We start from the raw sequence: 19,927 nt of genomic DNA on the forward strand, positions 1-19,927 counted from the left end.
CGTGCGCCGAATTGCCGGCCTTCTCGTCGTGCCGCTGCTGCTGCTCTCCGCAGCGGCCTGCGGCAGCGACGACGACAAGGGCTCCGACTCCACCTCCACGAAGAACGGAGTGCCCGCGATCACCAAGGGCGCCGAGTTCGGGGAGAAGCCGACCCTCGCGAAGGGGGAGGGTGACCCGCCGAAGGAGTTGAAGGTCGAGGTCATCAGCGAGGGTGACGGCGCGAAGCTGAAGAAGGGCGACGTCGCCGAGGTGAACTACCTCGGCCAGGAGTACGACGAGTCGGAGCCCTTCGACAACAGCTACGACAAGAAGCAGACCTTCCCGGTCACGCTGGGTGCGGGTGGTGTCATCCAGGGCTGGGAGAAGGGCCTGGAGGGCCAGAAGGTCGGCAGTCGGGTGGAGCTGGTGATCCCCCCGGATCTCGGGTACGGGGCGCAGGGGCAGGGCGACATCAAGGCCGATGCCACGCTGGTCTTCGTCGTGGACATCGTGAAGGGCACGACGATTCCCGCCTCGGCGAAGGGCACGGAGGTCGCCCAGGACAATGTCGACCTGCCGAAGGTCGGCACGAACACCGACGGCAAGGAGCCGACGGTGACCATGCCGAAGGACGCTGAGCCGCCGACGAAGCTCGTCTCGAACTACGTCCTGGAGAGCGACGGCGCCGTCGTGAAGGACACGGACAGCGTGGTCGTGAACTATGTCGCCCTCCTGTGGGAGGGGGGCAAGAACTTCGACAGTACGTACAAGACGGGCAAGACGGCGACGCTCCCACTGGACCAGGTGACGCTCAAGGGTCTGAAGGACGGTCTCGTGGGCAAGAAGGCGGGCAGCCGGGTGCTTCTCGTCCTGCCGCCCGACCAGGCCTTCGGTGACAAGGAGCAGCAGGGCATCCCGAAGAACTCCACGCTGGTCTTCGCCGTGGACATCCTGGCCGTGATGTAAGACTGGGCAGGTTGCCCATCAGGCATCGCGCATGACGTTCGTACGACAGAGGAGCCAGTGCAGTGAGCATCGAGAAGCCCGAGATCGACTTTCCCGAGGGCGAGCCGCCGGCGGACCTGGAGATCAAGGACATCTGGGAGGGCGACGGCGAGGTGGCCCAGGCGGGCCAGACCGTCACCGTGCACTACGTGGGTGTGTCCTTCTCCACCGGCGAGGAGTTCGACGCCAGCTGGAACCGCGGGACGCCGTTCCGTTTCCCGCTCGGTGGCGGTCGTGTCATCAAGGGCTGGGACCAGGGTGTGCAGGGCATGAAGGTCGGTGGCCGTCGCCAGCTGACCATTCCGGCCCACCTCGCCTACGGGAACCAGAGCCCGACTCCGGCGATCAAGCCCGGTGAGACGCTGATCTTCGTGGTCGACCTCCTCGGGGTCTGATCCATCGGATCCCGGTTCCGCGGCGATCGTGCCGTGACCGGTCCCGACTGTCTGGGGTCCATGCCTTTTCGGGCATGGGCCCTCGGCTTTTGCCGCGACGCTTCGTAGCGGTACGGTCGTGCCGCGGAAACACCCGGAGGAAGGGCGTCGATGGCCATTGCCAAGGCCGAGCGGTTGATGAACCTGGCGCTGTGTCTGCTGGGGACGCGGCGGCCGCTCAGCAAGCGGGAGCTGCGGGATTCGATCGAGGCGTATGTCGAGGCCGCCGGGCCGGGAAGTGGCGCAGCCGGCTCCGACGACTCCTTCAACCGCATGTTCGAGCGCGACAAGGACGATCTGCGCGAACTCGGCCTGGTCATCGAGACGGTGGAGAACCTCGACGGCGAGGTCGGCTATCTGGCCCGACGCGACAGCAACAGCCTCCCGCCGATCACCCTCGACGCCGAGGAGGCCGCGGCCCTCGGGCTCGCCGCGAAGGTCTGGCAGCAGGCTCGTCTCGCCGGGGCCGCGAGCGGTGCCCTGCAGAAGCTGCGCGCGGCCGGGCTGCCCGAGGACGTCGACCCGTACGAGGCACACGGGGCCCTGGAGCCGCGCATCCCGGTGCACGAGGCCGCCTTCGAGCCGTTGATGCTGGCCTGCCGTGACCGGCGTCCCGTCGTGTTCGAGTACCGCAAGGCGACCGCCGCGCGCCCCGAGCCCCGTCATGTGGAGCCGTGGGCACTGGAGTGCTGGCGCGGTCACTGGTACCTGGCCGGCTTCGACCGGGACCGGGGTGCCGAGCGGGTCTTCCGGCTCTCCCGGATCACCGGCAAGGTCCGCAGCCGGGGTGCCGCTTTCACCGCCGAGGTCCCCGACGTCGTCACCGTGCGGGAGACGGTCGCGAGCTGGGCCGGGGAGACCGCCGACCGTTCCGCGCTGATCCGGTTGCGCTCCGGCGCCGGCTACCCGCTGCGCGCGAAGGCATCCCTCGTTCGGGAACTCGGGGACGGTTGGGACGAGTTGGAGATTCCGTACGGGCACGGTCTGGATGCCTGGCTGGTGGAGTTCGGGCCCGACGTGGTGGTCCTGGAGCCCGCCGAGCTGCGGGCCGACGTGGTGGACCGGCTGCGTGCCGTGGCCAAGGGTTGAGGGGGACGTAAGAACGTGGTGGGAAAACCGGCCCGGCCGGCGAACGCCATCGATCAGACCCGGCGGATGCTCTCCCTGGTGACGTATCTGCGGGAGCGGCCCGGCGCCCGGATCGAGGACGTCGCCCGTGCCTTCGGGATCACCGAGGACGAGCTGGTGTCGGACCTCGATGTGCTGCCCATGTGCGGGACCAGCTTCCGCGGCGGTGACCTGCTGGACATCGACACCGACGGCGAACGTATCTGGTGGCACAATCCGGCCGCCCTCGGCGCGGAGGCCGCCGAGCCGCTGAGGCTGGCCGCCGACGAGGCCACCGCGCTGCTGGTGGCCGCCCGGGCGGTGGCCACCCTGCCCGGGCTGCGGGAGGGCGACCGGCAGGCCCTGCTGCGGGCCACCGCCAAGGTCGAGGGCGCGGCCGGGGACGCGGCGGGCGCCAGCTCACGCCTGTCGGTCACGTTCGAGGCCGAGGGCGGGGTCTTCGCGGACGTCGACCGGGCGATCTCGGAGCGCCGGCGGCTGTGGATCCGCTACTACTCGCCCGCCCGGGACGAGGTCACCGAGCGCGAGATCGACCCGATCCGCCTGGTCAGCGTGGGTCACACCTATGTCGAGGCCTGGTGCCGCCGTTCCGAGGCCCGGCGTACGTTCCGGTTGGACCGGGTCGCCGAGATCAAGATCCTCGACGAGCCGTCCGCGCCGCCCGAGATCGAGCTGCGGGACCTGTCGGAGGCGCTGGTGCAGCCGGCCGCCGAGGATCCCGAGGTGGTGGTCGAGGTGGGTCCCGGCGGGCGCTGGGTCGCCGAGTACTACCCGCACGACAGCGCCGAGGAGCTGCCGGACGGCGGGCTGCGCATCAGTCTGCGCACCCCCGACCCCGCCTCGCTGCGGCGCCTGGCGCTGCGGCTGGGGCGCGACGGCCGGATCGTCTCCCCGAAGGACCTCGCCGACAGCGCCCGCCGGGCGGCCCGCGAGGCACTGGCGGCCTACGACGAGGCCGAGCCGACCAGACCGTGACCGCGGCGCCGCAACACCACGGCACCGCGTGACGGCGGCACCGGGGGCGGCGGGACGTGACGACGACGGCGTACGACCGGAATAGGGAGATACGAGGGCTGTGAGCGGCGGGTCGGTTGTGTCGGGTGTGAAGTCGGGTGTGAAGTCCGGGGTGCAGGAGATCCAGGAGATCCGGGAGATGACCGTCGCGGTCGCCTTCGCGGGGATGAAGAAGGCGGTCGACGTGGTGTTCAGGGCCGGTTGCCCCGACTGCCGGGCCAACTTCGAACTGGGGGCGAGCGCGCTGCGGCTGGCCATCGGCGCCACCAGCAAGACCACCTTCTACTCCTTCACCTGCCCCGAGTGCGGCACCGCCGTCCGCAAGCCGGCCGGTGAGCGCATCGTCGAGCTGCTGACCGGCGGCGGTGTGCGGACCCTCAGGCTGCATTCGGAGGGATAGGGCCAGGGGCTAGGGTCGGCTCATGTTCTGGGCGATGTTCGCGGTGGCTGTGGGTTTTGTCGGGCTGGTCGTGCTCGGGGTGCTGGCCGTGCGGGTCTTTCTGGAGGCCCGGCGGCTGGGAGCACAGGTCGCGGAGTCGGCGCGGAGGATCAGCCGGGCGGCGGAGGATCTGGAGCGGGCGACGGCGAGCGCGGCCCGCTCTGTGGACGCTCTGTGAGGCGCGGCCGAGGCTCCTGTGAGTTGACAGCGCGGTGCGTTTTGCGCCACTTCGCCCTGTCACCTTCTCACCTTGGGCAGGTACGCTGCCTGTCGCGGCACGGAGAACGAGGCCCGGGTCGCGAATCGGGAGTGCGCAAGGGGATTGCCCAGCGTTCACCCCTGAGCGTTACGATCGCTGCCAGTACGATCGTTCGGACACTTGTCCGACTGGTCGGACAGCCCCCACCCGCCGCCTCGGTGAAGAAGGTAGACAGCTATGGGTAGGCTCGGCCCCACCGAGATCATTCTGATCCTCGTCGTCATCATCCTGCTGTTCGGTGCGAAGAAGCTTCCGGACATGGCGCGCTCGCTGGGCAAGTCCGCCCGCATCCTCAAGAGCGAGGCCAAGGCCATGAAGTCCGACGGCCAGGACGACACCAACGCGGCGGCAGCACCCCCGCACGCCGGCGGCGAGGCCCCCGCGCAGCGCACCATCCAGGCCGCTCCCGGCGACGTGACCAGCTCGCGCCCGGTCACCGAGCCGACGGACACCACCAAGCGCTGACGCAAGGCCGGACCAGACTTCCGGCCTGCCGCACGAGATGAGGACGTGGGTTGCTCAAGTCTGCCCGCAACAAGGAGAAGGATCCCGAGGGGCGGATGCCCCTCGTGGAGCACCTTCGCGAGCTCCGCAACCGGCTGGGCAAAGCGCTCCTGGCGATCGTCGTGGCCTCTGTGGTGGGTCTGGTCTTCTATCAGGAGATCATCAACTTCCTCACCCGGCCGGTCCAGGAGTCCGTCGGGTGCACGCGCGACTTCACCGAGCTCGCCAAGGAGAGCCAGGGAGCCTGCGGCAACATCACGATGTCGGGCCTGATGGGCCCGTTCACGCTGATGATCAAGGTGTCCCTGACGGCCGGTGTGGTCATCGCCAGCCCGGTCTGGCTCTATCAGCTGTGGGCCTTCATCGCGCCCGGCCTGCACCGGCACGAGAAGCGCTACTCGATGGCCTTCGTGGCCGCGGGCTTCCCCCTGTTCATGGTGGGCGCCTACTTCTCGTACCACGTGCTGCCCGCGGCCGCCGAGGTCCTGCTCGAGTTCACCCCTGACGACACGGTCAACCTGCTGCCGCTGGACGAGCTGCTGGACCTCGTGACCCGCATGGTGATCGTCTTCGGCCTCTCCTTCGAGCTGCCGCTCGTGCTCGTCATGTTGAACATGACCGGCATGGTCACCGGCCGACGGATGCTGGGCTGGTGGCGGGCCATGATCATGTGCGTCACCGTGTTCGCCGCGTTCGCCACCCCGACCGTCGACCCGGTCTCGATGCTCTCGCTGGCCGCGCCGATCATCCTGCTGTACTTCTTGGCCACCGGCTTCTCCCTGCTGAACGACAAGCGCAGGCGACAGCGCGATGCGCTCGGCCCCGACGACGACGAGGCCTCCGAGCTGGATCTCACCCCCGAGGACGTCGGCGAGGTCGAGACCGTGTCAGCGGCCAAGGCGCTCCCCGCGCAGACCGAGCCCGAGCGGGAACGGATCAACGGGTACGACGACGTGACCTGAGCACCGGCACACGGCACGGCACGAAGCCGAGACGAGACGAGACGGCGGTGGGCCCCATCCGGCATCCCGGGTGGGGCCCACCGCCGTCGTACGTCCGTCCGTTCGCCGTGATTCCTTTTCGGACGATGGGCGGTCCTGATCTCGACGGTGCCACGATCCGGATAATGATCGTCCTGTTGTCAGTGGGGCCCGGTACGCTCGAAAGCACGATGACAGAGGACCTCTCACCGGCCGAGCGGTACGCGGCAGCACGTAGGCGCGCTGCCGAGCAGGCCACCGCGCTCGCCTCCTTCCGCGAGATGTACGACTTCGGTCTCGACCCCTTCCAGATCGAGGCCTGCCAGGCGCTGGAGGCGGGCAAGGGCGTCCTGGTGGCCGCCCCCACCGGCTCGGGCAAGACGATCGTCGGCGAGTTCGCCGTCCACCTCGCCCTGCAACAGGGCAAGAAGTGCTTCTACACGACACCCATCAAGGCCCTGTCGAACCAGAAGTACGCCGACCTGTGCCGCCGTTACGGCGCCGACAAGGTCGGTCTGCTCACCGGTGACAACAGCGTCAACTCCGACGCCCCCGTGGTCGTGATGACCACCGAGGTCCTGCGGAACATGCTGTACGCGGGCTCCCAGACCCTCCTCGGCCTCGGATACGTCGTCATGGACGAGGTGCACTACCTCTCCGACCGCTTCCGGGGCGCCGTGTGGGAAGAGGTGATCATCCATCTTCCCGAGTCGGTCACCCTGGTCTCGCTGTCCGCCACCGTGTCGAACGCCGAGGAGTTCGGCGACTGGCTGGACACCGTGCGCGGCGACACCGACGTGATCGTCTCCGAACACCGGCCGGTGCCGCTGTTCCAGCACGTGCTCGCCGGACGGCGGATGTACGACCTGTTCGAGGAGGGCGAGGGCAACAAGAAGGCCGTCAACCCGGACCTGACCCGGATGGCGCGGATGGAGGCCAGCCGGCCCTCCTTCCAGGACCGCCGGCGCGGCCGTGCCATGCGCGAGGCCGACCGTGAGCGCGAGCGCAGACAGCGGTCGAGGATCTGGATCCCGAGCCGCCCCGAGGTCATCGAACGGCTCGACTCCGAAGGTCTGTTGCCCGCCATCACCTTCATCTTCAGCCGCGCCGCCTGCGAGGCCGCCGTCCAGCAGTGCCTGTACGCGGGCCTCCGGCTGAACGACGACGAGTCCCGGCACAAGGTGCGCGCCCTCGTCGAGGAACGCACCGCCTCCATCCCCCGCGAGGACCTCCACGTCCTCGGCTACTACGAGTGGCTGGAAGGCCTGGAGCGCGGCATCGCGGCCCACCACGCGGGCATGCTGCCGACGTTCAAGGAGGTCGTCGAGGAACTCTTCGTACGCGGCCTGGTCAAGGCCGTGTTCGCCACCGAGACCCTCGCGCTCGGCATCAACATGCCCGCCCGCTCGGTGGTGTTGGAGAAGCTCGTCAAGTGGAACGGCGAGCAGCACGCCGACATCACCCCCGGCGAGTACACCCAGCTGACGGGGCGTGCGGGCCGACGCGGCATCGATGTCGAGGGCCACGCGGTGGTGCTGTGGCAGCGGGGCATGAACCCCGACCACCTCGCCGGGCTCGCCGGCACCCGGACGTACCCGCTGCGCTCCAGCTTCAGGCCGTCGTACAACATGGCGGTCAACCTGGTCGAGCAGTTCGGGCGGCATCGCTCGCGCGAGTTGCTGGAGACCTCGTTCGCGCAGTTCCAGGCCGACAAGTCGGTCGTCGGGATCTCCCGCCAGGTGCAGCGCAACGAGGAGGGCCTCGAGGGCTACAAGGAGTCCATGACCTGCCACCTCGGGGACTTCGAGGAGTACGCGCGCCTCAGGCGGGACCTCAAGGACCGCGAGACCGAGCTGGCCAAGCAGGGGGCCGCGCAGCGGCGCGCCGAGGCCGCCGTCGCGCTGGAGAAGCTCAAGCCCGGCGACGTCATCCATGTGCCCACGGGCAAGTACGCCGGGCTCGCGCTGGTGCTGGACCCGGGGCTGCCCGCCGGGCGGTCCAACGGCCACCGGGGGTTCGAGCACCACGACGGGCCGCGTCCGCTGGTGCTGACCGCCGAGCGGCAGGTCAAGCGGCTGGCGTCGATGGACTTCCCGGTGCCGGTGGAGGCGCTGGAGCGGATGCGGATCCCGAAGTCGTTCAACCCGCGTTCGCCGCAGTCGCGCCGGGACCTGGCGTCGGCGCTGCGCACCAAGGCCGGGCATCTGGTGCCGGACCGGCACCGCAAGCGGCGGGCCGCCGCCGCGGACGACCGGGAGATCGCGCGGCTGCGCGCCGAGCTGCGAGCGCATCCGTGCCACGGGTGCAGCGACCGTGAGGACCACGCACGGTGGGCCGAGCGGTACCACCGGCTCAAGCGGGACACCGCGCAGCTGGAGCGGCGTATCGAGGGCCGTACGAACACGATCGCGCGGACCTTCGACCGTATCGTCGCCCTGCTCACCGAGCTGGACTATCTGCGGGGTGACGAGGTCACCGAGCACGGCAAGCGGCTCGCCCGGCTCTACGGCGAGCTGGACCTGCTCGCCAGTGAGTGTCTGCGCGCGGGTGTGTGGGAGGGGCTCGGGCCCGCGGAGCTCGCTGCGTGCGTCTCGGCGCTGGTCTACGAGGCGCGCGTCGGGGACGACGCGATGGCGCCGAAGCTGCCGTCCGGGAACGCCAAGGCCGCGCTCGGGGAGATGGTGCGGATCTGGGGGCGGCTGGACGCGCTGGAGGAGGAGTTCCGGATCACGCAGAGCGAAGGGGTCGGGCAGCGGGAGCCGGATCTCGGCTTCGCCTGGGCCGCGTACATGTGGGCTTCGGGAGCGGGGCTGGACGAGGTGCTGCGGGAGGTGGAGATGCCGGCGGGTGACTTCGTGCGGTGGTGCAAGCAGGTGATCGATGTGCTGGGGCAGATCTCCGCGGCGGCGCCTGCCGGGTCGACCGTGGGGAAGAGTGCGCGTAAGGCTGTGGACGGGGTGTTGAGGGGGGTTGTGGCTTACTCGTCGGTGGGGTGAGGCTTCGCCGGGCGGGGAGTGGGTTGGGTTGTCGGACGGGTGCGGGTGAGTGGGGCTTCTCGCGCAGTTCCCCGCGCCCCTGAAGACTGTTCAGTGGGTTACCTAGTCGCGCCAGCTGCCGTATTCCGTGATGTCCTCGGTGTCTTCGAGGGCTGACGGTTCGCAGAGGAAGCCCGGGGTTCGGGTGCCGTCGGCGAGTTCGACGGTGCCCAGGGTCATGGGGCGGGGGAGGGTCGTCAGGAGGCGGCCCAGGCCCTCTGCCGGGAGGCGCCAGACCTCGGTCTCGATCGGGGCGCCGCCCTCGCCGACATGGACCAGGCCCGGCTTCGGCGGGGTCGTGCGCAGGGCGTGGAGGCGGTAGACGGGGGCCGTCGTGGTGGTTCGTTCCAGCCGGGCGCCCAGGGACAGCAGTTGGGGGTTCAGGGGCTGGCCCGAGAGGTGGGCGCCCACCACCGCCAGGCGGGTGTCCGGCTGGAGTACGGTGGCGACGCTGGCCAGGCGGCCGTCCGTGAAGGCCGGGCCGACCAGCATCACGCCGAAGGGGAGACCGTTCACCTCACCGGCGGGGACGGCCACCGCCGCGAGGTCGAAGAGGTTGGTGGAGTTGGTGAAGCGGCCGAGGCGGGCGTTGGCGCCCAGCGGGTCGGCGGCCACCTCGGCGAGGGTGGGGTGGCCCGGTGTCGTCGGCAGCAACAGGGCGTCCGCGTCGGCCACTTCGGCGAGCGCGCGGGTGCGCAGGGCGGACAGCTGGTCCTGGTCGGCGAACAGCTGGTGGGCCGGGATGTCCCGGGCCCGGGTGATGATGCCCGCGACGGTGGGGTCCAGGGAGTCCACGCCGTCCGCGATCGCCTTGTCGACGAAGGCACCGACCGCCGTGTAGCGCTCGGCCACGAAGGCGCCCTGGTAGAGCATGGCCGCCGCCTCGGTGAACGGGGTGAGGTCGAGGGTGCGTACGTCCGCGCCCGTGGCCCGCAGACGGGTGACGGTCGCCTCGTACGCTTCCGCCCAGCCCTCGTCGAGTTCGCCCAGCTGAACGTGTGAGGGGACCGCGACGCGCCAAGGGCCCGGAGCGGGGAGGGACGGGAGGACGCGGTCGGGCGGGGAGGTCATGTGGGCGAGGGCTTGTTCCGCCTCCGGGAGAGTGCGGGCGAACACCGTGACGCAGTCGATCGAGGCACAGGCCGGGACCACGCCCGCGGTGGGGACCAGGCCCCGGGTGGGCTTCAGGCCGACGATGCCGTTGAAGGCGGCCGGCACCCGGCCGGAGCCCGCCGTGTCGGTGCCGAGGGCTAGGTCGACGAGGCCGAGCGCCACCGCTACGGCCGACCCCGCGCTGGAGCCGCCGCTGACGCGGGACGGGTCGTGGGCGCCCCGGACCGCGCCGTACGGGGAGCGGGTGCCGACCAGGCCCGTGGCGAACTGGTCGAGGTTGGTGGTGCCGAGGACGAGGGCGCCGGCCGCGCGGAGGCGGGCGACGGCCGGGGCGTCGGCGTCCGGGGTGTACGCGTACGCCGGGCAGCCGGCGGTCGTGGGGAGGCCGTGGACGTCGATGTTGCCCTTCACGGCGAGCAGGCGGCCGGCGAGGGGGAGGTGGGCGCCGGCGGCCAGGCGGGCGTCGATGGCCTCGGCCTCGGCCTCCCGCGTCGGCGCGGGGGCGTAGGTCGATCCAGATCTCGGGGCGGTCCACGGCTTCGATGCGGGTGTAGGCCGTGCGGACTCTGGTGAGGGTGGGGGAGGGGGCATGTTGGCTCCTGGGGGTGGGGTGGGGTGGGGTGCGGTCGTTGGGTGCGGGGGATTCTTTCGCCCCGCCGCCCCTACCGTCCCGTCCTTCAGGGGCTGTGCCCCTTCGACCCCCCGCCAACCGGGGTGGGGTGTGGGGTTGTCGGCGGGTGCGGGTGGGTGGGGTTCTCGCGCAGTTCCCCGCGCCCCTTATAAGGCGGGTTGGTGGTGTCCGGGGTCAGGATGATCAGGGCGTGCCTGGGGACACCTGGGTGCCCGGGGTGGTGAGGATGCGGTCGATGACGCCGGTCGTGGGGGAGGGGACTCGGGACTCCATCTTCATGGCCTCCAGGGTCAGGAGGGGCTGGCCGGTGGTCACCCGGTCGCCCGGTCGGACGGTCACCTGCCAGACCGACGCGGTGAACTCGGCCTCGATCAACTGGGCGCCGTCGGGCACGTGGACCTCGGCGGGCTATACCGGCTCGGCGGCCCCCGTCTCCGCTCTGTCGAACTCGCCGGCGGCCTCCCAGGCGGCCCTCTCCGCCGCGAACGCCCTTTGCTGCCGACCTCTGAACTCGGCCACCGAATCGGCGTGTTCGGACAGGAACGTCTCGTACTCGGCCAGGGAGAAGGTGCCCTGCTCCACGCGCGGGACGAAACGGCCCGAGACGATGTCCGCGCGCAGCGCCAGCAGTTCGTCGGCGTCCACGGGATACCACTTGATGCGGTCGAAGAAGCGGAGCAGCCAGGGCGAGCCGGGCTCGAAGGCGCCGCGCTGCTGCCAGGGGGACCACACCTGGGTGGTGCGGCCGACGAACTGGTAGCCGCCGGGCCCTTCCATGCCGTACACGCAGAGGTAGGCGCCGCCGATGCCGACCGAGTTCTCCGCCGTCCAGGTGCGGGCCGGGTTGTACTTCGTGGTCACCAGGCGGTGACGGGGATCCAGCGGGGTGGCCACAGGTGCGCCCAGGTAGACGTCGCCGAGGCCCAGGACCAGGTACTCGGCGGCGAAGACGGTGTCGTACACCTCCTCCACCGTGTCCAGGCCGTTGACGCGGCGGATGAACTCGATGTTCCAGGGGCACCAGGGCGCGTCGTCGCGGACGCCCGCCATGTAGCGCGCGATGGCCTCGCGGGTCGCGGGGTCGTCCCAGGAGAGGGGGAGGTGGATCGTGCGGGAGGGGACGATCAGTTCGTCGGTGGGGGGCAGCGCTGTCACGATCCGCCGGACCGCGTCGAGGAGTGCGGACTGGGTCAGGGTCGCCGGGGCCGTCCGGATCTGCAGGGAGCGGATGCCGGGGGTGAGGTCGGTCACGCCGTCGAGGCCCGCCTCGGCGACCGCCTCCATCAGGGCGTGGACGCGCATCCTCAGGGCCAGGTCGAGCCGCATGGGGCCGAACTCGACCAGGAGGTTGTCGTCCCCGCTGCGGCGGTACGTCACGTCGCCGTCGCGGGCCAGGACGCCGCCGTCGACGATCGGGGGGCGGGGCGAGGCGTCATCGGCGACCGGGAGGAAGCGGACGGTGTCCCCGGGGCGCAGCTGGCCGAGCTTCCAGCGTTCGGTGGAGACGACCGTGGCCGGGCAGACGAAGCCGCCGAGGGAGGGGCCGTCGGGGCCCAGGAGCACCGGCATGTCCCCGGTGTAGTCGACGGCGCCGACCGAGTACGGGGTGTCGTGGATGTTGGACGGGTGCTGGCCGGCCTCTCCGCCGTCGGCGCGGGCCCAGCGGGGCTTGGGGCCGATCAGGCGCACGCCGGTGCGGGCGGAGTTGAAGTGGACCTTCCAGTCGGCCGCGTAGAACTCGTGGATGTCCTTCTCGGTGAAGAACTCCGGTGCCGCGTGCGGGCCTTCGAGGACGGCCACCCGCCAGGAGGTGGGGAAGGCGGGGCGGGCGTCCGGCGGGACGGGTGCCGCGTGTTCCGTGGCCGCGCCGCCGTGCAGGACGTCGCCCGTGCGCAGGGCCCGGCCGCCGTGGCCGCCGAAGCGGCCCAGGGTGAACGTGGCCGCGCTGCCCAGGAACGAGGGGACGTCCAGGCCGCCGCCCGCGAAGAGGACGTAGGTGCGCAGGCCGTGGTCGGTCGGGGCACCGACGGCCAGTACGGATCCGGCGGGCACTGTGACGGGTTCCCACCGGGCGACCGGTGCGCCGTCCACGGTCGCCTGGGCGGGCGCACCCGTCACACAGACCGTGGTGGCGTGTGTGAAGCGCAGCGTGGGCCCCTGGAGGGTGCATTCGAGGCCGGGGGCGCCCTCGGGGTTGCCCAGCGCCCGGTTGCCGAGGCGGAAGGACAGGTCGTCCATGGGGCCGCTGGGCGGGACGCCGACCTGCCAGTGTCCGGTGCGGCCGGGCCAGTCCTGCACGGTGGTGAGCGTGCCGCCGGAGACGACCTCGATGCGGGGCGTCGGGTCGGAGACGGCGGCGAGGGTCGCCGTGGTGTGGTCGGCCCGTCGGAAACCGGGGTCGGTGAGGGCCGCCCGTAGCTGGCCCAGGTTCGTCTCGATGCCGTCGATCCGGGTCCTCGCCAGTGCCTCGTCCAGCCGCCGCAGCGCGTGGGCGCGGTCGGAGCCGTACGCGACGAGCTTCGCCAGCAGCGGGTCGTACGACGTCGTGACCTCGGTGCCCGTCTCCGCCCAGCCGTCGACGCGGACGCCCGGCGGGAACTCGACCCGGGTCAACAGGCCCGCGCTCGGCCGGTGTTCGCGACAGGGGTCCTCGGCGTGGATCCGGGCCTCGACGGCGTGGCCGCGCGGCTGGCCCGGGGCCCGGACGACGGCCCTGTCGCCGCGGGCCAGGCGCAGCATCCAGGCGACGAGGTCGACGCCGTAGACCTCCTCGGTGACCGGATGCTCCACCTGCAGGCGGGTGTTGACCTCCAGGAAGTACGCCTCCTCGCGGGCGGCGTCGTACACGAACTCGACCGTTCCGGCGGAGCGGTACTCGACGCTCGCGCACAGGTCGCGGGCGGCGGCGGTCAGCCGGGCGCGCACATGGTCGGGCAGGCCGGGGGCCGGGGCCTCCTCGACGACCTTCTGGTGGCGGCGCTGGAGGGTGCAGTCACGGTCGCCGAAGGTGACGACGAGGCCGTCGCCGTCGCCGAAGACCTGCACCTCGACATGGCGGGCCCGCTCGAGGAACCGTTCGAGGTAGACCCCCGAGGACGACGCGGCGAAGGAGGCGGCGGCGACGCGCCGCACCCGCTCCCAGGCGTCGGTGAGTTCGGCGGCGGATCGACATGCCGACATACCGATACCGCCGCCCCCGCCGGTGGCCTTGAGCATCACCGGGTAGCCGATCTCCGAGGCGTGGCCGAGGGCCTCGTCGAGCGAGGCGAGCAGGTCCGTGCCGGGCAGGAGGGGCACGCCCGCGGCCTCGGCCGCCGCCCGCGCGGTGTGCTTGGCGCCGAACAGCTCCAGTTGGTCGGGGGTCGGTCCGACGAACACGATGTCGGCCTCCGCGCAGCGGCGGGCGAAGTCCGCGTCCTCGGAGAGGAACCCGTACCCGGGGTGGAGGGCGCCCGCGCCGGTGTCCTTGGCGGCCTTCAGGACCAGGTCCGCGTCGAGGTACGACTCCTTCGCGGGCGCCGGGCCGAGCCGTACCGCCTCGTCGGCGAGGCGGACGTGGGCGGCGCAGCGGTCGGCGTCGGAGTACACCGCGACCGTGCGTAGGCCCAGTTCGCGGGCGGTGCGGATGATCCGGACGGCGATCTCGCCCCGGTTGGCGACCAGCAGGGTGTCGAAGGTCATGTGCCCGCTCCGGTGGTCGTCGCTTCTCCGGCGTCCGGCGCCCGGCCGGTGATCGTCACTTCCACGGCCGTCGGGTCGAAGCCGTTGCAGGGGTTGTTCATCTGGGGGCAGTTGGAGATCAGGACGAGCACGTCCCGCTCGGCGCGCAGGGTGAGGGCGAGGCCGGGGGCGGAGATCCCGTCGACGATGCCGAGGGTGCCGTCCTGCTCGACCGGGACGTTCATGTACCAGTTGATGTTCGACACCAGATCGCGTTTGCCGAGGCCGTGCCTCGCGCCCTCCGAGAGGAAGTTGTCCACGCAGGCGTGCTGCGACCAGGTGTGGTGCCCGTACCGCAGGGTGTTCGACTCCTTGGAGCAGGCGCCGCCGACCGTGTCGTGCCGGCCCACGTCGTCGGCGGTCACCGTCATCAGCGGGGTGTGTTCGTTCGACATCAGCACGCTGCCGGTGGTGAGGAAGATGCCGCCCTGGGCGTGGATCGTGTCGGGCGCGCTGTAGCGGACGGCCGTGTCGTGGGCGTCGTACAGCAGGAAGTCGACGGCCTGGTTGCCGTGCAGATCGGTGAGGGTGAGGGTCTCGCCGGCGCGGATCACCGACGACCAGGCGGCGCGGGCCGGGACCACGGTCCTCGTGCTCATGCGATCCCCCTCGCGGTGAGGAACTCGGCGGTGTTCAAGAAGGCCCGGCGGCCCTCGGGCGTGGCGTCCCACAGGGGGTCGCCGGGCTCGGTCGGCCGGGCACGCCAGGCGAGCACTTCCAGGGGGGTGCTGACGTACTCGGGGCGCGGGTCGGCCGGGTGCGGCACATTGGCGATCAGCACGGTCACGTCCTGCTCGGTGCGCAGGGTCACGGCGGCGCCGGGGCCGGCCGAGCCGGTGAAGTCGAGGGTGCCGTCCTCGCGTACCCGTACCCCCTGGAAGAAGGAGAGCGACGGCGGGAGGTCCCGGGGTTCCAGACCGTTCTTGGCGGCGGCCAGCTTGAACAGTTCACGCCCGGCGGGGGAGGCGGAGTGCGGGGTGCCGTCCCCGTGCCGCTCGGTGTTGCGTACGAGGGTGGAGGTGCCGCACAGGGCGTCGTGCCGGCCCGAGGTGTCGGCGACCACCGAGGCCAGGACCCGGCCCTGGTCGGACAGGAGCAGGACGCCCTCGCCCAGGTAGGCGTTCCATTGGACCTTGACGGTGTCGGCCACGTTCAGCCGCTCCCAGGGGCGGTCGGCGTGGTGCAGCAGCAGATGGGCGCAGGCGTCGCCGCGCAGATCGGTCAGTCGGAGCTCGGTGCCGCGGGCGAGCACCTGGTGCGTGTAGGTGCCGCCCGCCACCGTCTCGGCCCAGACCAGCCGTGCGGGCTCGCAGGGAGGGGCGGGCCAGTCGCTCGCGGGCACCACGGGCATGGACTCGGCGGCGGAGCCCTCCTGGGCGCGGGCGTGATCACGTGCTCCGTACGTCGTCGATGTCGCCATCGTGGGACCTCCGGGTGCGGCGTGTATTTCTGTCGTGCGACAGAAATTAGGAGCGGGGCGCGTCCGTGCCATGTCCCTCGCGTTGCCGGGTGGTTACCGCCCCCTCACGATGATCGTGCCCGGCCGGGGGCCGGGGAACAGGGCGGTCGGCCTGAGTCGGCGTCCGGGTGCCGTGTGCGAGGATCGAACACATGGGAAGCGCGGGCGGTGGCGGTGGGCGGCGGGTCGGCAGACCGCGTGCCGAGGGCCGGTCGGAGAGCGGACTGGCGCCCCGGGACGAACTGCTCGCCGCCGCGGCCGAGTTGTTCACGACGCGGGGGTACGCGGCCACCACCACCCGGGCCGTCGCCGAGCGCGCCGGCATGCGGCAGGCGTCCATGTACCACTACGTCTCCGGCAAGGAGGAGCTGCTCGCAGAGCTGCTGGAGTCAACGGTCACGCCGTCGCTGACCTGCGCCCGTGACCTTCTGGCCCGGGACGCCGTCCCCGCCGAGGAGCGGCTGTGGGAGCTGTGCCGCGCCGACGTCGCGCTGCTCTGCGGCGGCCCGCGCAACCTCGGCGGCCTCTACCTCCTGCCGGAGGTCCGCGCCGAACGCTTCGCGGGCTTCCGTGCCGTACGGGCCGAACTCAAGGACGCCTACCGGCAGTTGATCGCCGCGACGGCCGTGGGCGGGACGCTCGCCAAGAGCGAGCTGGAGCTGCGGACGGACCTCGTCTTCGGGCTGATCGAAGGAGTCATCCTCGTCCACCGCTCGGAGCCCGACCGCCCCGTCTCGTCCTTCGCGGAGGCGACGGCGGACGCCGCGCTGCGCATCGCCGGAGTCTGACCTTCACCCTGTCAAGAGGCTCTTCTCGCATGCCCGTTCGCCGCTACCCGGTGTGTGCGAACCGCGACCCGGCGTGTAAATGACCAGAGCGTACTCCTTGCGCGAGGGTGATTTCAGGCGGTTGCTGAATATGACACAGCGATGATCCGGTCGGACTAAGCTCGCCCGCAGCGCACCGAGTTGAGATGTATTCGGGCGCTTGTTCCAAAAAATACCGAAGACGCAGTTTGATTCGCAGACGAACCAGAGCAAGCTCCAGCAACTCCCCGCAAGTCCCCCGACCTTCAGCCGAACCGTCTTTAGAGGGCATACATGGTGAGTGTTCAATCGCCTCCCGGTGGCCGTGAACTTCCCTACGCGCGCGTGCTGCCGCTACCGGCGATACTGATGGCCGCAGCGACCGGGACCACCGTCTTCCTGGTGACGGGTCCGGCCCGCCTCGCCGTCGGTTTGTGCGGAGCCGTCGCGGCGCTCCTGCTGCTCACGGTCGCCGTCGTCGCGGTCCGCGGCGGCCGTCGTACGGTCCGGGAACTACGCGCCGAACAGCAGCGCCGGACCACCTTCCTCGAACAGCGGATCGCCGCCCACGACGAGGAATTCATCCGGCTGGGCAAGGAGATCCTGCCCGCCGCGCTGTACCGGCTGCGCACCGGAGAATCCCCCTCAGAGGTGATTCGTCACGTCGTCGACGGTGACGCCGAGTGGCGCGAACTTCCGGAATCCCAGCGAGAATTGCTGCGCATCCTCCTCACCATCGTCGACCGCGAGGAAGCACTGCGCGACTCCTCGCAGCGGTCGTTCGTCAACATCGCCCGCCGCGTCCAGGCGATCGTGCACCAGCAGAACAACGAACTCCGCGAGATGGAGGAGGACCACGGGCGCAACCCCGAGGTCTTCGACGACCTGCTGCGCATCGACCACGGCACCGCCCTGATCGGCCGCCTCGCCGACTCCATCGCCGTCCTCGGCGGCAGCCGCCCCGGCCGCGTGTGGACCCGGCCCGTGCCGCTCTACAGCGTGCTGCGCGGCGCCATGTCCCGCATCCTGGAGTACCGCCGCATCGAGCTCGAATCGATCGCCAAGGTCAACGTCAACGGCGTCGGTGTCGAACCGGTCATCCACGCCTGCGCCGAACTCCTCGACAACGCCACCCGCTACTCGCCGCCCCACACCAAGGTGCACGTCACCGCCGTGGAGGTACAGACCGGCATCGCCATCGAGATCGAGGACGGCGGCATCAGCCTCAGCGAGGAGAGCCGGGCCAAGGTCGAGGACATGCTCGCCAAGGCCCAGCAGGGCATGGACATCCAGGAGATGGGCGACACCCCGCGCCTCGGCCTCGCCGTCGTGGGCCGTCTGTCGACCATGTACAAGATGCACGTCTCGCTGCGGCCCTCCGCCTACGGCGGCGTCCGCGCCGTGATCATCGTGCCCCGCGACCTGCTGACCGACGAACCCGCCCCCGGCCTCGCGCACGGCATCGGCGCCGGCGCCGTGACGACCATCGACAACGGTGGCGTGCCGGGCCCGGACCGCAAGCCCAAGCGCCGCCGCCCGACCACCGGCCCGCGGATCCCGAGCTCCGCGGAGGAGATGAGCCGGGACATGGAGGACGACGTTCCCGTCGTCACCGAGTGGACCGCCAACGGCCTGCCGCAGCGCCGCAGCCGCAGCAAGATCCCGCTCAGCCAGCGCTACGCCGAGGCCGCCGCCGCGGAGGCCGCCGCCGAGGCCGCCATGGCCGCCGCCCCCGTGTGGCAGCCCGAGCCCGAGCCGGAGAAGGAACTGCCGCCGCCCGGCATGTGGGTCGAGGCGTTCATGGCCGGGCTCAAGGGCGACCCCGACCCGAACGCCCGACGGAACCCGGACGACCCGACGGCGTCCACCGCATCCACCGCGAGCAACGACGCTCTCACCGCGAACACCGAGCCGGCCCGCACCGAGGCCGACGACGAGGGGGACCTCAAGTGATCCAGCAACGAGCCAATTTCGACTGGCTGCTGAAGGATCTGGCCGACGGCGTACCCGGTATCCAACAGATCGTCGTGCTCTCCGCCGACGGTCTTCGGATCGCCCGCCACGGCGGTGACCCGGACGCCGCCGACCGGGTCGCCGCCGCCTGCGCGGGACTGCAGAGCCTGGCCGGCGCCGTGGCCGGTGAGATCCCCCAGAGCGACGGCCACATGCGGATGGTCATCATCGAGATCAACGGCGGCTACTTCTACATGATGGCCGCCGGAGCCAACGCCTACCTCGCCGTCCTCGCCAACGAGGTCGCCGAACCCGGCCTGATGAGCAACCGCATGCGCGACCTCGTCGACCGGATCGGCTCCCACCTCACCAGTCCGCCGCGGCGGAACGGGCAGACCGTATGACGCCTCCGCAACGCCGACGGCGCCAACCCAGGCACGAGCCCTCGCCTCCGCCTCCCCTGCCGTCCTCGTCCTCCGCGCACGCGGAGGGCGAGGAGCCCGCAGGTGAGTCGGGCGGCCGCCCGCCCGAGCGGCTCTACATCCTCACCGGGGCGGAGGGCGAGCGAGCCCCGATCGACCTCGTCACATTAATCGTGGCGCGCGCCGATCCGCCGCCGTCCGCCGCTCCGGAGCAGTCGGCGTTGCTCCGGATCTGCCAGGCCCCCCTGTCCGTGGCCGAGATCTCGGCCTATCTCAACCTGCCGATCAGCGTGGTGACCGTCCTGCTCACCGAGCTGCTGACGGCCGAACTGGTTCAGGCACGCGCACCGGTCGTCCGGCAGGCGCGGGCGGACCGTTCCCTCCTCGAAGCGGTGATGCATGGACTTCAAAAGCTCTGACACCATCACGGGTCCACGGACCGAGGACCACCTGCCGCACACCGCTCAGGCCGCGGCGAAGATCGTGATCGTGGGCGGTTTCGGCGTCGGCAAGACGACCATGGTGGGGTCCGTCAGCGAGATCAGGCCGCTGACGACCGAGGAGACCATGACCCAGGCCGGCATCGGGGTCGACGACAACTTCGGCTCCAAGTCCAAGACGGCCACCACCGTGGCCATGGACTTCGGCCGCATCAGCATCACGGACGAGCTGGTGCTCTATCTGTTCGGCACCCCCGGACAGGAGCGCTTCTGGTTCCTGTGGAACGGCCTGTTCGAGGGCGCCCTCGGGGCGGTCGTCCTGGTCGACACCCGTCGGCTGGAGGTCAGCTTCGACGTCATGGGCCGCCTGGAGGAGCGTGGTGTGCCCTTCGTCGTCGCCGTCAACGACTTCCCGGACGCGCCCCGCTACGCCATCGAGGAGCTGCGTCAGGCCCTCGACCTGGCCGAGGAGATCCCGATCATCCGCTGCGACGTACGCCGCCGGGCGTCCAGCCGGGACGTCCTGATGACCCTCATGACCTTCCTGCACTCCCTGGCGATGTCGGGGGCGGCGGCACCGGGAGCGGCCACGGCCTGACCGGCGC

General features: G+C 71.0%; 16 protein-coding genes and 2 pseudogenes. 14 read left to right on the forward strand and 4 right to left on the reverse strand.

The annotated features are described in order from the left end of the window. Position 1 precedes the first annotated feature (1 nt). From E4N62_RS27395 to E4N62_RS27435, 9 genes are all read left to right on the forward strand, one after another. Positions 2-946, forward strand: coding sequence for an FKBP-type peptidyl-prolyl cis-trans isomerase (locus tag E4N62_RS27395; protein ID WP_230218975.1), 945 nt, complete (start codon positions 2-4; stop codon positions 944-946). 62 nt (positions 947-1,008) lie between these two features. After that, the gene (locus E4N62_RS27400) at positions 1,009-1,380 is read left to right on the forward strand and encodes an FKBP-type peptidyl-prolyl cis-trans isomerase (RefSeq protein WP_230218976.1); all 372 of its coding nucleotides are present in this window, start codon (positions 1,009-1,011) and stop codon (positions 1,378-1,380) included. 150 nt (positions 1,381-1,530) lie between these two features. After that, positions 1,531-2,508: a YafY family protein gene (locus tag E4N62_RS27405; protein WP_230218978.1), complete on the forward strand. Its 978-nt coding sequence runs from the start codon at positions 1,531-1,533 to the stop codon at positions 2,506-2,508. Between the two features lie 15 nt (positions 2,509-2,523). Continuing rightward, the gene (locus E4N62_RS27410; protein ID WP_230218984.1) at positions 2,524-3,522 is read left to right on the forward strand and encodes a YafY family protein; all 999 of its coding nucleotides are present in this window, start codon (positions 2,524-2,526) and stop codon (positions 3,520-3,522) included. A gap of 178 nt (positions 3,523-3,700) precedes the next feature. Beyond that, entirely contained in the window at positions 3,701-3,961 is a 261-nt protein-coding gene (locus E4N62_RS27415; RefSeq protein ID WP_230220213.1) for a hypothetical protein, read from the forward strand. A 22-nt stretch (positions 3,962-3,983) separates the two neighbouring features. Further along, positions 3,984-4,178: a hypothetical protein gene (locus tag E4N62_RS27420; RefSeq protein ID WP_230218985.1), complete on the forward strand. Its 195-nt coding sequence runs from the start codon at positions 3,984-3,986 to the stop codon at positions 4,176-4,178. Positions 4,179-4,436: 258 nt separating this feature from the next. Then, a complete protein-coding gene (gene tatA, locus E4N62_RS27425) occupies positions 4,437-4,724 on the forward strand; it encodes a Sec-independent protein translocase subunit TatA (RefSeq protein ID WP_230218986.1) in 288 nt (95 codons plus the stop codon). Positions 4,725-4,774: 50 nt separating this feature from the next. Further along, complete coding sequence (gene tatC / locus E4N62_RS27430) at positions 4,775-5,725, forward strand: twin-arginine translocase subunit TatC (protein WP_230218989.1); 951 nt, start codon at positions 4,775-4,777, stop codon at positions 5,723-5,725. A gap of 164 nt (positions 5,726-5,889) precedes the next feature. Next, the gene (locus tag E4N62_RS27435) at positions 5,890-8,739 is read left to right on the forward strand and encodes an RNA helicase (protein ID WP_230218991.1); all 2,850 of its coding nucleotides are present in this window, start codon (positions 5,890-5,892) and stop codon (positions 8,737-8,739) included. 102 nt (positions 8,740-8,841) lie between these two features. On the opposite strand, the pseudogene atzF reads toward E4N62_RS27435, so the two are convergent. The 4 genes and pseudogenes from atzF to E4N62_RS27455 form a co-directional block, all read right to left on the reverse strand. Continuing rightward, positions 8,842-10,435 (reverse strand): annotated as a pseudogene (gene atzF, locus E4N62_RS27440) (allophanate hydrolase). A gap of 250 nt (positions 10,436-10,685) precedes the next feature. Beyond that, positions 10,686-14,203 (reverse strand): annotated as a pseudogene (locus tag E4N62_RS27445) (5-oxoprolinase/urea amidolyase family protein); the annotation flags it as partial. After that, complete coding sequence (locus E4N62_RS27450; protein ID WP_230218996.1) at positions 14,200-14,841, reverse strand: urea amidolyase associated protein UAAP2; 642 nt, start codon at positions 14,839-14,841, stop codon at positions 14,200-14,202. The gene E4N62_RS27450 and the pseudogene E4N62_RS27445, both read right to left, overlap by 4 nt. After that, the gene (locus E4N62_RS27455) at positions 14,838-15,662 is read right to left on the reverse strand and encodes an urea amidolyase associated protein UAAP1 (RefSeq protein WP_230218998.1); all 825 of its coding nucleotides are present in this window, start codon (positions 15,660-15,662) and stop codon (positions 14,838-14,840) included. Before E4N62_RS27455 ends, E4N62_RS27450 begins: the two co-directional genes overlap by 4 nt. A gap of 191 nt (positions 15,663-15,853) precedes the next feature. On the opposite strand from E4N62_RS27455, the gene E4N62_RS27460 reads away from it, so the two are divergent. The 5 genes from E4N62_RS27460 to E4N62_RS27480 all read left to right on the forward strand — a co-directional run bounded on the left by E4N62_RS27460 (position 15,854) and on the right by E4N62_RS27480 (position 19,920). Then, complete coding sequence (locus tag E4N62_RS27460) at positions 15,854-16,489, forward strand: TetR/AcrR family transcriptional regulator (protein WP_230219001.1); 636 nt, start codon at positions 15,854-15,856, stop codon at positions 16,487-16,489. Positions 16,490-16,801: 312 nt separating this feature from the next. Continuing rightward, positions 16,802-18,460 (forward strand): ATP-binding protein, encoded by a 1,659-nt coding sequence (locus tag E4N62_RS27465; protein ID WP_230219003.1) that lies wholly within the window; start codon positions 16,802-16,804, stop codon positions 18,458-18,460. Further along, positions 18,457-18,864 carry a roadblock/LC7 domain-containing protein gene (locus E4N62_RS27470; RefSeq protein WP_033531682.1) on the forward strand — a complete coding sequence of 136 codons (408 nt, stop codon included), beginning with the start codon at positions 18,457-18,459 and terminating at the stop codon, positions 18,862-18,864. The genes E4N62_RS27465 and E4N62_RS27470 overlap by 4 nt, the downstream gene beginning before the upstream one ends. Continuing rightward, positions 18,861-19,301 carry a DUF742 domain-containing protein gene (locus E4N62_RS27475; RefSeq protein WP_184896159.1) on the forward strand — a complete coding sequence of 147 codons (441 nt, stop codon included), beginning with the start codon at positions 18,861-18,863 and terminating at the stop codon, positions 19,299-19,301. The genes E4N62_RS27470 and E4N62_RS27475 overlap by 4 nt, the downstream gene beginning before the upstream one ends. Then, a complete protein-coding gene (locus E4N62_RS27480) occupies positions 19,282-19,920 on the forward strand; it encodes an ATP/GTP-binding protein (RefSeq protein WP_184896161.1) in 639 nt (212 codons plus the stop codon). Before E4N62_RS27475 ends, E4N62_RS27480 begins: the two co-directional genes overlap by 20 nt. Positions 19,921-19,927: the final 7 nt, after the last annotated feature.

This window comes from Streptomyces sp. MNU76, assembly GCF_020982545.1.
GTDB lineage: Bacteria > Actinomycetota > Actinomycetes > Streptomycetales > Streptomycetaceae > Streptomyces.

What these genes read in the sequence shown, in the direction of transcription:
- E4N62_RS27405 (WP_230218978.1), top strand. Translation starts at nt 1,531, where the DNA reads ATGGCCATTGCCAAGGCCGAGCGGTTGATGAACCTGGCGCTGTGTCTG.
- E4N62_RS27415 (WP_230220213.1), top strand. Translation starts at nt 3,701, where the DNA reads ATGACCGTCGCGGTCGCCTTCGCGGGGATGAAGAAGGCGGTCGACGTG.
- E4N62_RS27420 (WP_230218985.1), top strand. Translation starts at nt 3,984, where the DNA reads ATGTTCTGGGCGATGTTCGCGGTGGCTGTGGGTTTTGTCGGGCTGGTC.
- tatA (WP_230218986.1), top strand. Translation starts at nt 4,437, where the DNA reads ATGGGTAGGCTCGGCCCCACCGAGATCATTCTGATCCTCGTCGTCATC.
- E4N62_RS27435 (WP_230218991.1), top strand. Translation starts at nt 5,890, where the DNA reads ATGATCGTCCTGTTGTCAGTGGGGCCCGGTACGCTCGAAAGCACGATG.
- E4N62_RS27450 (WP_230218996.1), bottom strand. Translation starts at nt 14,841, where the DNA reads ATGAGCACGAGGACCGTGGTCCCGGCCCGCGCCGCCTGGTCGTCGGTG.
- E4N62_RS27455 (WP_230218998.1), bottom strand. Translation starts at nt 15,662, where the DNA reads ATGGCGACATCGACGACGTACGGAGCACGTGATCACGCCCGCGCCCAG.
- E4N62_RS27460 (WP_230219001.1), top strand. Translation starts at nt 15,854, where the DNA reads ATGGGAAGCGCGGGCGGTGGCGGTGGGCGGCGGGTCGGCAGACCGCGT.
- E4N62_RS27465 (WP_230219003.1), top strand. Translation starts at nt 16,802, where the DNA reads ATGGTGAGTGTTCAATCGCCTCCCGGTGGCCGTGAACTTCCCTACGCG.
- E4N62_RS27475 (WP_184896159.1), top strand. Translation starts at nt 18,861, where the DNA reads ATGACGCCTCCGCAACGCCGACGGCGCCAACCCAGGCACGAGCCCTCG.
- E4N62_RS27480 (WP_184896161.1), top strand. Translation starts at nt 19,282, where the DNA reads ATGGACTTCAAAAGCTCTGACACCATCACGGGTCCACGGACCGAGGAC.